Here is a 13,292-nt window from a genome sequence, read left to right on the forward strand (position 1 = left end):
TTTTCGATGGTTAGTTTTGGTGGATCTTAAGAGTTGCTGTTGGAAGCACTTACATTGGCCAGAAGATCGGCATCAACAGCATTACAACGAAAAATAGGATCACTGTCAGCGGCAATCCTACTTTTACAAAATCTCGAAAATTATAACCGCCGGGGCTCATAACGAGGACATTGACCGGATGGCCGAGCGGCGTAATGAATGCCATTGAGGTTGCAAGGGCAACTCCCATTGCCATTGCTCGCGGGTCGGTGTGCATTTGCAAAGCGATGTTTATCGCCATCGGGCCGACTATCGCAGCGACCACGGCTCCATTGATCACTTGCACAAGTGCAACGGTCGTGATGAATAGCCCCGCGAGCAGCAGCATAGGGCCGCTGTCGCCGAGGGTGGACACGATCTGCTGAGCCATTAGAGCGGCGGCATTGGACTTAGTAAGTGCGACGCCCATCGGCAGCATACCGGCGACCAGAAAGATCGTTCTCCAACTGATCGAGCTATACGCTTGATCGGTCGTCAGGATGCGGGTCAGCATCATCATCAGAGCTCCGCCCAGCATCACTGCTCCGACGATATCCGGAAACGCGATGGCCAGGATCAATGTGGCCACAAAGATCATCAGGGCCGCACGGCCCTTGCCGGGAACCGTGATCTCGCGTTCCGGTCCATCGATAAATAAAATAATGTCAGGGTCGCCGGCCAGCACCGCCAAGCGGTCTCGCGTTCCCTGCAGCAGCAGAGCATCGCCAAATGCCAGTTGGACATTGGCAAGGTCCACTACGATCTGGTGAGTGCCGCGCCATATCGCTAGCACTGAGACGCCGTATTTGTCACGAAAATGGGTCGACTGCAGCGTTTCGCCGATCAACCGCGAACGCGGACTGAGCATCGCCTCGACGACTTCTACCGTTCGCGATTCGAGGTCGTGCTCGGTCCACTGAGCTTTCGGCACAAATTCCATTAGCGGCTCAACATCACGATTTCGAAAATCGGATTCATTTCCCTCGAGCAGGAGCGTGTCGCCTTTTTCTATTTCGGTTTCGGGCGTCAGTGCCAAGAGGCGCTTTTTGCGGCGCTCGATCCCGACTACGCTGACTCCGAAATCCTGCCGGAGAGCGCTTTCGTTCAGCGATTTGCCGATCAGAACTGAATTATCCGGCACTTTAGCCCGGAACAGGTTTGCGCCGAGGTTATAGGCGGAGATGAGGTCGTTTGCCTCTTCCCGATTGGGAGCCATCGACTTTTCGATCATTGATTCGCCGGGCAGCAGACGTCTTCCGACGAACACCATATAGGCGATGCCGACCAGTACGATCGGTATCCCGATCGGAGCAAAATCCATCAGGCTAAAGCCTTCGATATTGTTATCGTGGAGAACTGAATTGATGATGATATTGGCGGTCGTGAGCAGCGTCGCCGTGCCGCCGAGAATCGTGCCGAAGGCGAGCGGCATCATCAATTTTGATGTCCGCACCGACGCCTTTTTGGCCGAACCCGATACCGCCGGGAGCAGAACGGCGGCCGCGGCGATGTTGTTCATAAACAGCGATAGAAACGCGGATGCCAGCATTACCAATACCGTAAGCCGCAACTCACTCTTGCCCCCGAATTTGAGCAGGAGATTGCCGACCTGTTCGGTCACGCCGGTTCGCTGCAGGGCGGCCGCGAGTATAAATATTGCGAGGATCGTGATGACGGCCGATCGGCTAAAACCGGAAAACGCCTCTTGCGGCGTCAGAACCCCCGTGATCCCGAGTGCCACGACTACAAGCAATGCCACGAGGTCGGGCGCTATCAGGTCGGTAATGAAGAGCACCAGCGAGACGGCGAGGATGATGAGAGTAATTTCGAGTTGGTAGGTCATTGCCCCAAATACACGATTATACGTTCGCGATTGAAGTAATCAAAGTCGGCAATCATAGCCGCGTTCTTTTACTGCATCGCAATTTACGCTACAATCTAGGTTTTGACTTTTTCAGTCGAATCGTTCTGTTACGACGATCAAAATATGAGCAATCCGGAAACAAATAAGATCATCTTTTCGATGGTCAAGGTATCAAAGTTATACGACAAAAAGGCGGTCCTCAAGGACATCTATCTCTCGTTCTTTTACGGAGCGAAGATCGGCGTCCTCGGGCTGAATGGAGCGGGTAAATCCTCGCTGCTGCGCATAATCGCGGGAACGGACAAGGATTTTAACGGCGAGATCGTGTTTTCGAAAGGTTATTCTGTCGGCTATCTCCAACAGGAACCGAATCTGGATGAATCAAAAACGGTCCAGCAGATCGTCGAAGAAGCCGTCCAATCTACGGTCGATCTTCTTAAGGAATTTGAGGAGATCAATGGCAAATTTGCCGAACCGATGGACGATGATGCGATGAACGCATTGATCGAGCGTCAGGGCGAGGTGCAGGAAGCACTCGATCACGCTGACGCCTGGGACCTGGACTCGAGGCTTGAGATGGCGATGGAAGCACTTCGCTGTCCTCCGGCGGACACGATCGTCAAAAATCTGTCGGGCGGTGAAAAGCCGCGTTGCTCTGTGCCGTCTGCTGCTGCAAAAGCCGGATATCCTTCTGCTCGACGAACCGACCAACCATCTCGACGCCGAAAGCGTGGGCTGGCTCGAAATGCACTTGCAAAAGTACGAGGGAACGATCATTGCCGTGACGCACGATCGATATTTCCTCGACAACATTGCCGGATGGATCCTCGAACTCGACCGCGGCCAAGGAATCCCGTACGAAGGGAATTATTCGTCGTGGCTTGAACAAAAGAGCACTCGGCTCGCTCAGGAAGAGCGAAAGGAAGACAAGCTGCAAAAAACGCTCGAGCGTGAATTGGAATGGATCCGAATGTCGCCGAAGGGCCGACACGCCAAGTCCAAGGCCCGTATTAATGACTACGAGGCGATGGTGGCAAGCGAGTCAGAGAAACACGCAGATGACCTCGAAATATACATTCCGCCGGGCCCGCGGCTTGGTGACGTGGTCATTGAGGCTCACAAGGTATCAAAGGCGTATGGCGACACGGTTTTGTTTGAAAATCTCGAATTCACCTTGCCGAAAGGCGGTATTGTCGGCGTCATCGGCCCGAATGGTGCGGGTAAAACAACATTGTTTCGCCTGATCACGGGTCAGGAAACGCCCGATTCCGGGACCTTTAAGGTTGGTGAGACCGTCAAACTTGGCTACGTCGATCAGTCACGCGACAGCCTAAATGCCGAAAAGAACGTCTTTGACGAAATATCCGACGGGCTGGACAACGTAACCCTTGGGACACGTGTGATGAACGCCAGGACATACGTCTCAAAATTTAATTTCTCCGGTGCCGATCAACAAAAGTTTGTCGGCCAGCTCTCAGGCGGCGAACGCAACCGCGTGCATCTTGCGAAAATGCTCAAGACCGGTGCAAATGTCCTGCTACTTGATGAGCCGACCAACGATATCGACGTCAACACAATGCGAGCTCTCGAGGAAGCCCTCGAAAACTTTGCGGGCTGCGCGGTCGTAATAAGTCATGACCGTTGGTTTCTGGATCGCATTGCGACGCACATCCTCGCCTTTGAGGGTGACAGCCACGTTGAGTATTTTGACGGCAATTACAGCGAGTACGAAGCGGACCGTAAACGCCGTCTCGGCCACGATGCCGATCAACCGCACCGGATCAAGTACCGGAATTTGACGCGTGCCTGATATGGCGGGCCGCGTCGAACGAGCCAAAGTTGAATGAAGCTAAGCTTTTATTGTTTATGTCTTTGTCTGGCCGCGTGGGGTACATCCTGCGCGTCAAATGTCGAGGCACCTAAGGCCCAACCGGATGCCGCGACAGCCGCCCAAACGCCGGAACCGAGCCCACAGCCCACACCAAAGCCCGCGATCCCGGATCTTCGGGCCGAACTTCTGGACGGCCGCAACAAGACTACCGAATCGCCACTCGGCAAGTTTGATTTTAAAAACTTCTCATATCCGCTTCCGCGAGGTTGGCAAAACCCGGACGGCAGCGACATCACGTTGGTCAATGGCCGGCGACAACCCGTCGTTGTAGACGTCGGTGCCGAACCGACAGACGAGCAGCGAATGGTCGCTAAGGCCGAACGACGTATTGGAATGACGTACGTTACCACAAAATTCCTGGACGTAAATAACGATGGTGTGGACGAAGCCCTCGTTATACTTAAGATCGAAACTGCCGGGTCGGCGATTCCGCAAGTCGTCTACGTCTATTCGTGGAAAGACGAAAAACCGGATCTGATCTGGACATTTCGTACGGGCGACCGGGCCGACGGCGGGTTGAAAGATCTGCGAGTTGAAAACGGATTGTTTGTTATCGAGCTCTACGGCCAGGACCGATTCGTGCTCGGCGAGACCGAGACCGGCAAGATCGGTGATGACATCGAACAACTCTGTTGCCCGACTCACTTTAGCCGCTCGAGTTATAAGTGGAATGGCACGTCATTTTTGATGCAGGGAAAGCGTCTGACATTTAGCGTTGCCGACCCAAACTCACCGCCGATCGAGAATATGGCCGATATCGTCAACGCAAAAGCTAAAGCTAATGCTAAAAAGTAGTCGCTTTAGACTGGTTCTGGCAGTCATCGACAATGCAATGTGTTTTCGGTGATCTTCCGATAATATCTTTCGGCCAATGAACCGATAACATCGGATAAGTTCCGTGCTGCGGCCACCATCCCTTTACAATTCCTTCTCGCTTAGCTTTCGCTAAAGACGCTCGTCCGGGGTCGCATACTTCGATCTCGACCGAGTCCCCGGACGCGGAAATTCGAGCATTCCAAGATCAGCAAAATGCGAAATAATTCGCGCTCGTTCCTTACCTGCATACGCCTTCTAAAATTGGTAAAATAAGAACACTATCTTCGTACGGCAAATTAAATGCTGATCAACCGAGGTTCGTCACCGACTTTTTCACATTCAATCGACTTTAGGCACGCGGGTTGCTCAATTAAAGGATTGGAGGGCAAAAATGGAAGCTAATTTTCTCGATCGAATACAGTTTACATTCACGATCACATATCACTATCTATTTCCGATGCTGACGATGGGCCTCGCTCCGCTTATCGTTATTTTTAAGACACTCGCTATTTATAAAAAGGACGAAAAGTGGAATGAGGTAGCCCGGTTTTGGGGAAAGATATTCGGCATTACTTTTCTATTCGGAGTCGTGACCGGCATACCGATGGAGTTTCAGTTCGGCACGAATTGGGCCGCGTTCTCCAAATTTGCGGGCGGCGTTATCGGCCAGACACTCGCGATGGAAGGGACATTTGCGTTCTTTCTCGAATCAGCGTTTATCGGTTTATTTCTATTTGGCGAAAAGCGACTTGGCCAGGCCGGGCATTGGCTTGCGGCGTTTCTGCTATTTTGCGGCACCTGGCTCTCGGGTTGGTTTATAATCGCGACCAATGCCTGGATGCAGCATCCGGTCGGTTACGAGATCGCTCCCGACGGTTCGGTCCAACTTACTGATTTCTGGGCACTTTTGCTAAACAAATGGGCGGTCTATGAGTATATGCACAATATGGGCGGAGCTCTGGTCGTTGGAGCATTCGCGGTGTCCGCCCTCGGAGCCTTTTACATTCTTTCTAAGAAAAAGGCCGAATACGGCAAGATGTTTCTAAAAGTTGGTGTTACAGCAGGTGTGGTGGCGAGTATCTGGATGCTGTTTCCGTCAGGCGATCTGCAGGGCAGAATGATCGCCGAGCACCAACCGGTCACGCTCGCCGCTATGGAGGGATTGTTTGACACCCAACACGGAGCACCGCTCGTGCTGATCGGCCAACCGGATATGGAAAAGCAACGCCTCGATAATGCGATCCATATCCCAAATATGCTCAGCTTCATCACTTACCAAAGCTGGGATGCAAAGGTCCGCGGCCTCAACGAGTTTCCTAAAGACCAGCATCCGGACAATATTCCTCTGCTGTATTACAGCTTTCACATAATGGTCGGCCTAGGCACTCTATTTATCGGGGTGATGGTGCTGTCAGCGTTTTGGATGTGGCGCGGTTGGCTCTTTGATGCGAATTGGCTGTTGTGGATACTGATGCTCAGTTTTCCGCTGCCTTTCATCGCGAATACCGTCGGTTGGATGGTTGCGGAACTCGGTCGGCAACCGTGGCTGGTTTATGGGCTTTTCCGCACCGAACACGGCCATTCACCGTTGGTCTCATCGGGAAATGTTCTCTTTACGCTACTGGGTTTTCTCGGTATGTACACGATCCTGTCATTGCTATACATATTTCTGATCCTTCGCCGGATCGAACACGGAGTCGACGAATTGGGCACAACCGCTAAGGCTGAAGCCGGATCGGCCGGCTACTAAGGAGGAAGGGGAAATGGAAACCATTTGGTTCATGATCGTTGCTTTTATGTTGGTCTGCTACGTCATCCTCGACGGTTTTGACATCGGCGCCGGGATCATACACTTTTTTGTCGGCCGCGATGAGCGCGAGCGTGCCGCGGTCATTCGCTCGATCGGCCCGGTGTGGGACGGCAACGAGGTTTGGCTGCTCGCTACCGGCGGCACACTCTACTTCGCTTTTCCGCAGCTCTATGCGGCCGGTTTCAGTGGGTTTTATCTGCCGCTGATTATGGTCCTGTGGCTGCTGATATTGCGTGCCGCCGGGATCGAACTGCGGCATCAACTCGACAATCCTTTGTGGACGAGTTTTTGGGATTTTATATTTTCAATGGCCAGCATTCTGCTCGCAATATTCTTTGGTGCAGCCCTCGGCAATGTGATACGCGGTGTCCCTCTGGACGCTACGGGTTATTTCTTTGAACCGCTCTTTACCGATTGGAGTACGACCGGTTCGACCGGTATTCTCGATTGGTTCACAGTCCTTTCAGGCGTCGTCGCCTTCGTGGCACTCGCAGTTCACGGTGCAAATTACGTCGCTCTCAAAACCGAGAACGAAATGAACGAGCGGGCCCGCCGGGTGGTGTCGCTCGGATGGTACGTACTCGTTCTCGTTACAATTTGCAGTCTCGTGGCAGTTATGTACGTTCGGCCCGAAATACTTGATAATTATTACGCCTTGCCGATCGGTTGGCTGATCCCGTTACTGGTAGCCGCGTCGCTCGGGGCAATGAAATACTTTAGCGGAAAAGGCAATGACAAGTTTGCGTTCCTTGCATCGTCCGTTTACCTCGCGATGATGCTAGGCGGTGCCGTTTACGGCCTGTACCCCAATGTGTTGCCGGCGATCGACCCTCAGCACAGTCTCACGATAATGAACTCCAAGGCGGGCAATTACGGCCTGACCGTTGGATTAATATGGTGGCCGATCGGCATCATCATCGCCCTCGGCTATTTCACATTTCTCTTCCGCACATTCAAGGGCAAAGTCGCTATGGATGATACGCATTGAGAGCAAGTAAGGCTCCATCGTCACTAAAAGGGCGGTCCGCTTGGGCCGCTCTTTTTTTTGATCGCATTAGTACTTTATTATATAAAGTACTTGACAGATGCAACTACTTGGAATATTCTGCGTCTACTATGGCAAAACTAAAAGCTATATCGGTCGACAAAACGCCTGCGAGCGGCACCGTTAATATCAGTGACCGAGCGATAGACAATCTCGCCTATATTCGCGAAGCGATGGAACGCTCGACCGCCTTCACGGCAGTTCCGGGCTATGGCGGAATGCTTATGGGGGCTACGGCGCTTGTCGCCGCGTATATTGCCGGTACGCAGGTCTATTTGGTTGACTCGCTTTGGACTTGGTTTGTTGAGGCAGGACTTGGTTTTTCGATCGGATTGCTGGCAATGTGGCAAAAATCGAGGATTGACAAGACATCACTTCTGTCGGCACCGGCGAAAAAGTTCGCGATGAGTTTTGCGCCTCCGCTGATCGTCGGCGTGATTATTGTTCTAGGGCTCTGGCGTTTTGGACATTACTACGAAATGGCTCCCGTCAGTATGCTCGCGTACGGAGCGGCGGTTGTCTGCGGAGGAGCGTTTTCGGTTCGGGTCGTGCCGATGATGGGCTGGTGCTTTATCGTTATGGGTGCGGTCGCGTTCGTTCTGCCGACGAGTTACGGAAACTTAATGATGGGAGCTAGCTTTGGCCTGCTACATATTGTTTTTGGGGCGATCATCGCTAGGCGTTACGGGGGATAGTTCTGAAACGCGCGCCGCACATTCGAAAGCGTGAGAATCAGTAGCTCCTATTACGCCGAAAGTGGCGGTGCAGGCAGGCTGCCTGCGATGAGACGGAAAGATATGGCAAAGAATTTAGCGTTGAAAAATAATGACGGACCTCAGGGGCTGCGGATCGAAAAGGCCGCCGGAGATGTTTCGAACGACCTCGATAAGGTCATTCACGAACGAATGCGGCTCGGCATCATTAGCGCCTTGGCGGCAAATGACAAGTTGAGCTTTACCGAGCTAAAAAACCTGCTCGCGACAAGTGACGGTAACATCAGCGTCCACGCCCGCAAACTCGAAGAGGCCGGCTACGTCACACTAGAAAAATCGTTCCGCGGCCGCATCCCGCTGACCGAATACGCAATAACGAGTGACGGCCGTAGGGCCCTCGAACGATATCTCGATCATATGGAAGCTCTTATTAAATCGACGAAAGGTAAGAGCCGCGAACGGTAGCGATCGGTGTTTCGGAATGATCCGCGACACTGACGAATGCATATACGCTAATGGAAACAACTACACCAAGAATAAACAGCGTCCTATTCGCGATCTGCGGCCTCGCCTTCGTCCCGCCTTGTCTTTTTTTTACCTGGTACACAGTACGGCTGATCTGGCTGAATCTCACGAGGGAGGATGCAGCAGCTTACCGCTCGTTTGGAATGCTGATCGGGGCAATCGCCTTTCCGCTCGCCGCAATTATCTTCGGCTTTATAAGTTGGTATTTCATTAACAAAGCTCGCAATGGCTTTAGAAAAAGATGAACAAACGTACTAGATCGGGCCTGGCGATCATCCAGGTTGCAGTTGTCCTAGGGATACTTGGCGACGTTCTCCTGCGGCAGACGCCCTGGGGCTTGAACGTATTACTTTTTAATCTCGCGTTCGCCGCGAGCCTGTTCCTATTGCTTCGCCGTCACGCACCTGAGCGGCTTACGGCTCAAACTTATGCACTGCTCGGGGCACAGGTGTTCTTTGCATCGATGTTCGTCTGGCGTGATGCGACCGAGTTGCGAATTGCTGATACGTTTGCCATCATCACGATCCTTGGCGTAATGTTTTTGCCTACCCTAAAGATCCCGGCCAGGGTGGCGGGCGTTTTCCAATATGTGATCGGTGTGCTGTGGGCGGGCATTAACGCGTTTTTCGCGACCGGCGTTTTGCTGGGTAGCGATATCAGTTGGAACGACCTGCAGATCGACGGCCGAAAAAAATACTTTGTATCTGTAGCGCGCGGCGTATTGATCGCGGCCCCGCTCATTCTTATTTTCGGAGCTCTGTTTATGGCGGCGGACGCAGTCTATGACGGATGGGTTCGCACCACGCTCAATGTCGACCTCACCACACTATTTTCGCACGGGATAATGTTCACTCTATTCACCTGGCTAACAGCGGGCTATTTTCGCGGAGCTCTTTTTGCGGGAGTAGCAGCCGCCCCGGAAACCTCGCTTTCGATCTTACAGCCCGCGGCATCGGCGCGAAGCGAAAGCAAGGTTGACCGTTTTCGTGCCGAATCAGGTGAGTACCCGGTCGTTTTGCCGGACGGTAAAACGGTGGTCGAACATATAAACACGACAGATGAGCACGCGGCGGGAGAACTACAGTCGGAGGCGTCTGAAGCTGCCGGACCAAAACAACCTGCATGGTCCTGGGCGAATATCGATAACTCGATCGTCCCCGGATTTACGCTCGGCCCGGTCGAGGTCGGCGTGATACTCGGTCTTGTCAACCTGCTCTTTATCAGCTTTGTTATCTTTCAGGTCCCGTACCTTTTTGGTGGTATGGAAATGGTGCAGAATACTCCGGATTTCAAGCTTGCGGAATACGCTCGAAGAGGTTTTGGCGAACTCGTCACGGTCGCGGCCCTTGTCCTGCCGATGCTGCTAGTTTCTCATTGGCTTTTGAAGAAGGAAAGCTCGGCGGCAATTAAGCTATTTCGGGTGCTTGCGGGCATCCAGATCGCTCTTCTCTTCGTGATAATGGCGTCGGCCGTTCAGCGACTTGTGTTATTAACTGGCAACCTCGGCTACGGTATGACAACCGTTAGATTGTACCCGATGATCTTTATGATCTGGCTGGCGATCGTATTCGTATGGTTCGCAGCAACGGTGCTTCGCGGAGCCAGACAGCATTTCGCCTGGGGAGCACTTTGGTCAGCATTCTTAATACTCGGTGCGACACACATACTGAATCCGGACGCATTTATCGTTAAGACGAACATAGCACTAATGCAGCAGGGGCGAGACTTTGATGCCTTTTACAACTCAAGTCTTAGCGATGATGCGATCCCGGTGTTGTTGGAAAACTTGTCGCTGATGTCGCTCGATGATCGTTGTGAGGTAGGCTCCGGACTTCATTATCGCTATCGACAACTCGGTAAATCGTTCGACGTCCGGTCGTATAACCGTTCGAGCGGCAACGCCTATAGACTCTTGGTCGCAAACGACCCGATGCTGCATCAAACCGATGGTTGTGACGAGAGCTTCAAAAACGATAAACCCGCCACCTCGCCCCCAGAGTGATTTCAATGGTAAAATCATCCGGTGAAACGTGACCTTGTCCGTGAATATTTAAGTTACTGTCGGGTCGAAAAGGGCTTGGCGGCAAACTCGATCGCGAGTTACGAGAATGATCTGTCGCGTCTGAGCGAGTGGGCGGACAAGAACGGGCACGACCTTTTGCACTTGGACCGCCGCGATCTGCGTGAATGGCTGATCGATCTCGGGGCAGTGAAATTGTCTGAGAACTCCAAGCGGCGAATGATCAGTGCCGTTCGTGGTTTCTATAAGTTCCTGATGTTCGAGGGACACGTCACGAAAAATCCTGCCGAAGACTTGGCTGCACCTCAAAAGGGATTCTATCTGCCGCGATTTCTTAATCAAAACGAGATAGAGACACTGTTGGAATTTCCGGATGTGTCGACCCCGACAGGGCTCCGGGACCGAGCGTTACTGGAGTTGATGTACGCGTGTGGGTTGCGTGTATCCGAGGTGGTTGATCTGAAATTGCAGGACCTCGATTTGGACGGAGGCATTTTGACTTGCACGGGGAAAGGGTCAAAAACGCGAAGGGTTCCGGTCGGATCGAGTGCGATCGAATGGGTCAAAACATACATTGCAGCTCGGCGAAAGATCGAAAATATTGATATTGATCGACTCTTTATCAACCTTAACGGTTCGCCGCTCACACGTCAGGCGATCCATCTTGTGATCAAGAGCTACGCCGAAAAATGCGGTTTTGTCGGCGTATCACCGCACACATTGAGGCATTCGTTTGCCACACATCTGGTACAAAATAATGCGGATATCCGCTCCGTGCAACAAATGCTCGGGCACGCCGACATTTCGACGACGCAGATCTACACACACATCACCAGCGCCCAGCTCAAACGAAACTACGAACGCTTCCATCCACGCTCGCGCGCCAAATAGCGCGAAAAACAAGCACTTTCGCGCTTGCATAGTGTCAAAGTCTCCGCTATCATTGGAAATTTGCTAATTGGCTCAAATAGCCGTTGGCTGTGACAAGAAAAGGTTTTGCATGGGTGGTCGAGCGGTCAAAGGCATCGGGCTGTAAACCCGACGGATTAATTTCCTACGTAGGTTCAAATCCTACCCCATGCACCATTAGTTATAGAATTGAAGCCTCTTAAGAGGATTCAATTGGAGCGGGCGGGAGTAGCTCAGTTGGTAGAGCGTCAGCCTTCCAAGCTGAATGTCGCGAGTTCGAGTCTCGTCTCCCGCTCCAAAAGTTTTTACGAATGGGCCCAAGTAGCTCAGGGGTAGAGCGCATCCTTGGTAAGGATGAGGTCGCGGGTTCGAATCCCGCCTTGGGCTCCAGGCTCTACTGTTTTATTGGATTATTAAAAGAGGACGACTAAAGAGATGAGTAAGGAAAAATTTGACCGCAGCAAGCCGCACGTAAACATTGGAACGATCGGACACGTGGATCACGGCAAGACGACATTGACGGCAGCGATCACGAAAGTGATGTCGAAGCACAATGCAAAGATGACGTTTCGCTCGTTCGATTCGATCGACAATGCACCTGAGGAGAAGGCACGAGGAATTACAATTGCTACTTCGCACGTGGAGTATGAGACGGCCAATCGTCACTACGCCCACGTCGACTGTCCGGGCCACGCTGATTATGTTAAGAACATGATCACGGGAGCGGCACAGATGGACGGAGCTATCCTTGTGGTTGCAGCGACTGACGGCCCTATGCCTCAGACCCGTGAGCACATCCTGTTGGGACGCCAGGTCGGTATCCCGACGATGGTCGTGTTCATGAACAAAGTTGACATGGTCGACGACGAAGAAATGCTCGAGCTGGTCGACATGGAGATCCGCGAGCTGCTGACAAGCTATGAATTCCCGGGCGACGACACACCGATCATTCAGGGTTCAGCACTTAAGGCACTCGAAGGCGACCCGGCGTGGGAAGCAAAGATCGACGAGTTGATGCAGGCGGTAGATGATTTTATCCCGACACCTGCCCGCGAGACGGACAAGCCGTTCCTGATGCCTGTGGAAGACATCTTTACGATCCAGGGTCGTGGAACAGTGGCAACGGGCCGAATCGAGCGTGGACAGATCAACGTCAACGAACCGGTCGAGATCGTCGGTATCAAGGATACGAGGAATTCGGTCGTGACCGGCGTTGAGATGTTCAAGAAGCTTCTCGACAGCGGAATGGCAGGCGACAACGTCGGACTGCTGCTCCGCGGAGTTGAGCGAAAGGAGATCGAACGCGGACAGGTAATCGCCAAGCCGGGTTCCATCACACCGCACACGAAGTTCAAGGCTGAGGCATACGTCCTCACCAAAGAAGAAGGCGGACGCCACACCCCGTTCTTTACGGGATATCGCCCGCAGTTCTACTTCAGAACAACGGACGTGACCGGCGTTGCAGACCTTCCGGCCGGAGTCGAGATGGTGATGCCGGGTGACAACATCCAGATGGAGATCACGCTGATCGCTCCGATCGCAATGGAAAAGGGCCTCCGCTTCGCTATTCGCGAAGGTGGCCGCACGGTCGGTGCCGGTACCGTTTCGGATATCGTGGAATAACAATTAGTCGAAAACCCACGGCCCTTGGCGATTTGCTGAGGGCCAAGGGCAAACGACG

Annotated in this window: 9 protein-coding genes, 3 tRNA genes and 1 pseudogene; 12 read left to right on the top strand and 1 reads right to left on the bottom strand. The window is 52.8% G+C overall.

Annotated elements, in window-relative coordinates:
- Positions 1 to 49: 49 nt before the first annotated feature.
- Positions 50 to 1,861: an SLC13 family permease gene (locus tag IPQ00_03600; GenBank protein ID MBL0239648.1), complete on the bottom strand. Its 1,812-nt coding sequence runs from the start codon at positions 1,859 to 1,861 to the stop codon at positions 50 to 52.
- 144 nt (positions 1,862 to 2,005) lie between these two features.
- On the opposite strand from IPQ00_03600, the pseudogene ettA reads away from it, so the two are divergent.
- The 12 genes and pseudogenes from ettA to tuf all read left to right on the top strand — a co-directional run bounded on the left by ettA (position 2,006) and on the right by tuf (position 13,234).
- Positions 2,006 to 3,692: pseudogene (gene ettA, locus IPQ00_03605) on the top strand (energy-dependent translational throttle protein EttA).
- A 33-nt stretch (positions 3,693 to 3,725) separates the two neighbouring features.
- A complete protein-coding gene (locus tag IPQ00_03610) occupies positions 3,726 to 4,568 on the top strand; it encodes a hypothetical protein (protein MBL0239649.1) in 843 nt (280 codons plus the stop codon).
- Positions 4,569 to 4,980: 412 nt separating this feature from the next.
- Positions 4,981 to 6,339, top strand: coding sequence for a cytochrome ubiquinol oxidase subunit I (locus IPQ00_03615; protein MBL0239650.1), 1,359 nt, complete (start codon positions 4,981 to 4,983; stop codon positions 6,337 to 6,339).
- A 13-nt stretch (positions 6,340 to 6,352) separates the two neighbouring features.
- The gene (cydB, locus tag IPQ00_03620; protein MBL0239651.1) at positions 6,353 to 7,387 is read left to right on the top strand and encodes a cytochrome d ubiquinol oxidase subunit II; all 1,035 of its coding nucleotides are present in this window, start codon (positions 6,353 to 6,355) and stop codon (positions 7,385 to 7,387) included.
- Between the two features lie 128 nt (positions 7,388 to 7,515).
- Positions 7,516 to 8,139 carry a hypothetical protein gene (locus tag IPQ00_03625; protein ID MBL0239652.1) on the top strand — a complete coding sequence of 208 codons (624 nt, stop codon included), beginning with the start codon at positions 7,516 to 7,518 and terminating at the stop codon, positions 8,137 to 8,139.
- A gap of 102 nt (positions 8,140 to 8,241) precedes the next feature.
- Positions 8,242 to 8,622 carry a transcriptional regulator gene (locus IPQ00_03630; GenBank protein ID MBL0239653.1) on the top strand — a complete coding sequence of 127 codons (381 nt, stop codon included), beginning with the start codon at positions 8,242 to 8,244 and terminating at the stop codon, positions 8,620 to 8,622.
- A 301-nt stretch (positions 8,623 to 8,923) separates the two neighbouring features.
- On the top strand, positions 8,924 to 10,684 hold the full coding sequence (locus IPQ00_03635; GenBank protein ID MBL0239654.1) for a DUF4173 domain-containing protein: 1,761 nt from the start codon (positions 8,924 to 8,926) through the stop codon (positions 10,682 to 10,684).
- Positions 10,685 to 10,705: 21 nt separating this feature from the next.
- Positions 10,706 to 11,593: a site-specific tyrosine recombinase XerD gene (xerD, locus tag IPQ00_03640; GenBank protein ID MBL0239655.1), complete on the top strand. Its 888-nt coding sequence runs from the start codon at positions 10,706 to 10,708 to the stop codon at positions 11,591 to 11,593.
- A 107-nt stretch (positions 11,594 to 11,700) separates the two neighbouring features.
- Positions 11,701 to 11,788 (top strand) — tRNA-Tyr (locus IPQ00_03645).
- A 45-nt stretch (positions 11,789 to 11,833) separates the two neighbouring features.
- Positions 11,834 to 11,909, top strand: a tRNA-Gly gene (locus IPQ00_03650).
- 17 nt (positions 11,910 to 11,926) lie between these two features.
- A tRNA-Thr gene (locus tag IPQ00_03655) sits at positions 11,927 to 12,001 on the top strand.
- Positions 12,002 to 12,046: 45 nt separating this feature from the next.
- Positions 12,047 to 13,234, top strand: a complete 1,188-nt coding sequence (gene tuf / locus IPQ00_03660; GenBank protein ID MBL0239656.1) for an elongation factor Tu — start codon at positions 12,047 to 12,049, stop codon at positions 13,232 to 13,234.
- The last annotated feature ends 58 nt before the right edge of the window (positions 13,235 to 13,292 follow it).

It is taken from the genome of Chloracidobacterium sp. (assembly GCA_016720705.1).
In the GTDB taxonomy this organism is placed as follows: domain Bacteria; phylum Acidobacteriota; class Blastocatellia; order Pyrinomonadales; family Pyrinomonadaceae; genus OLB17.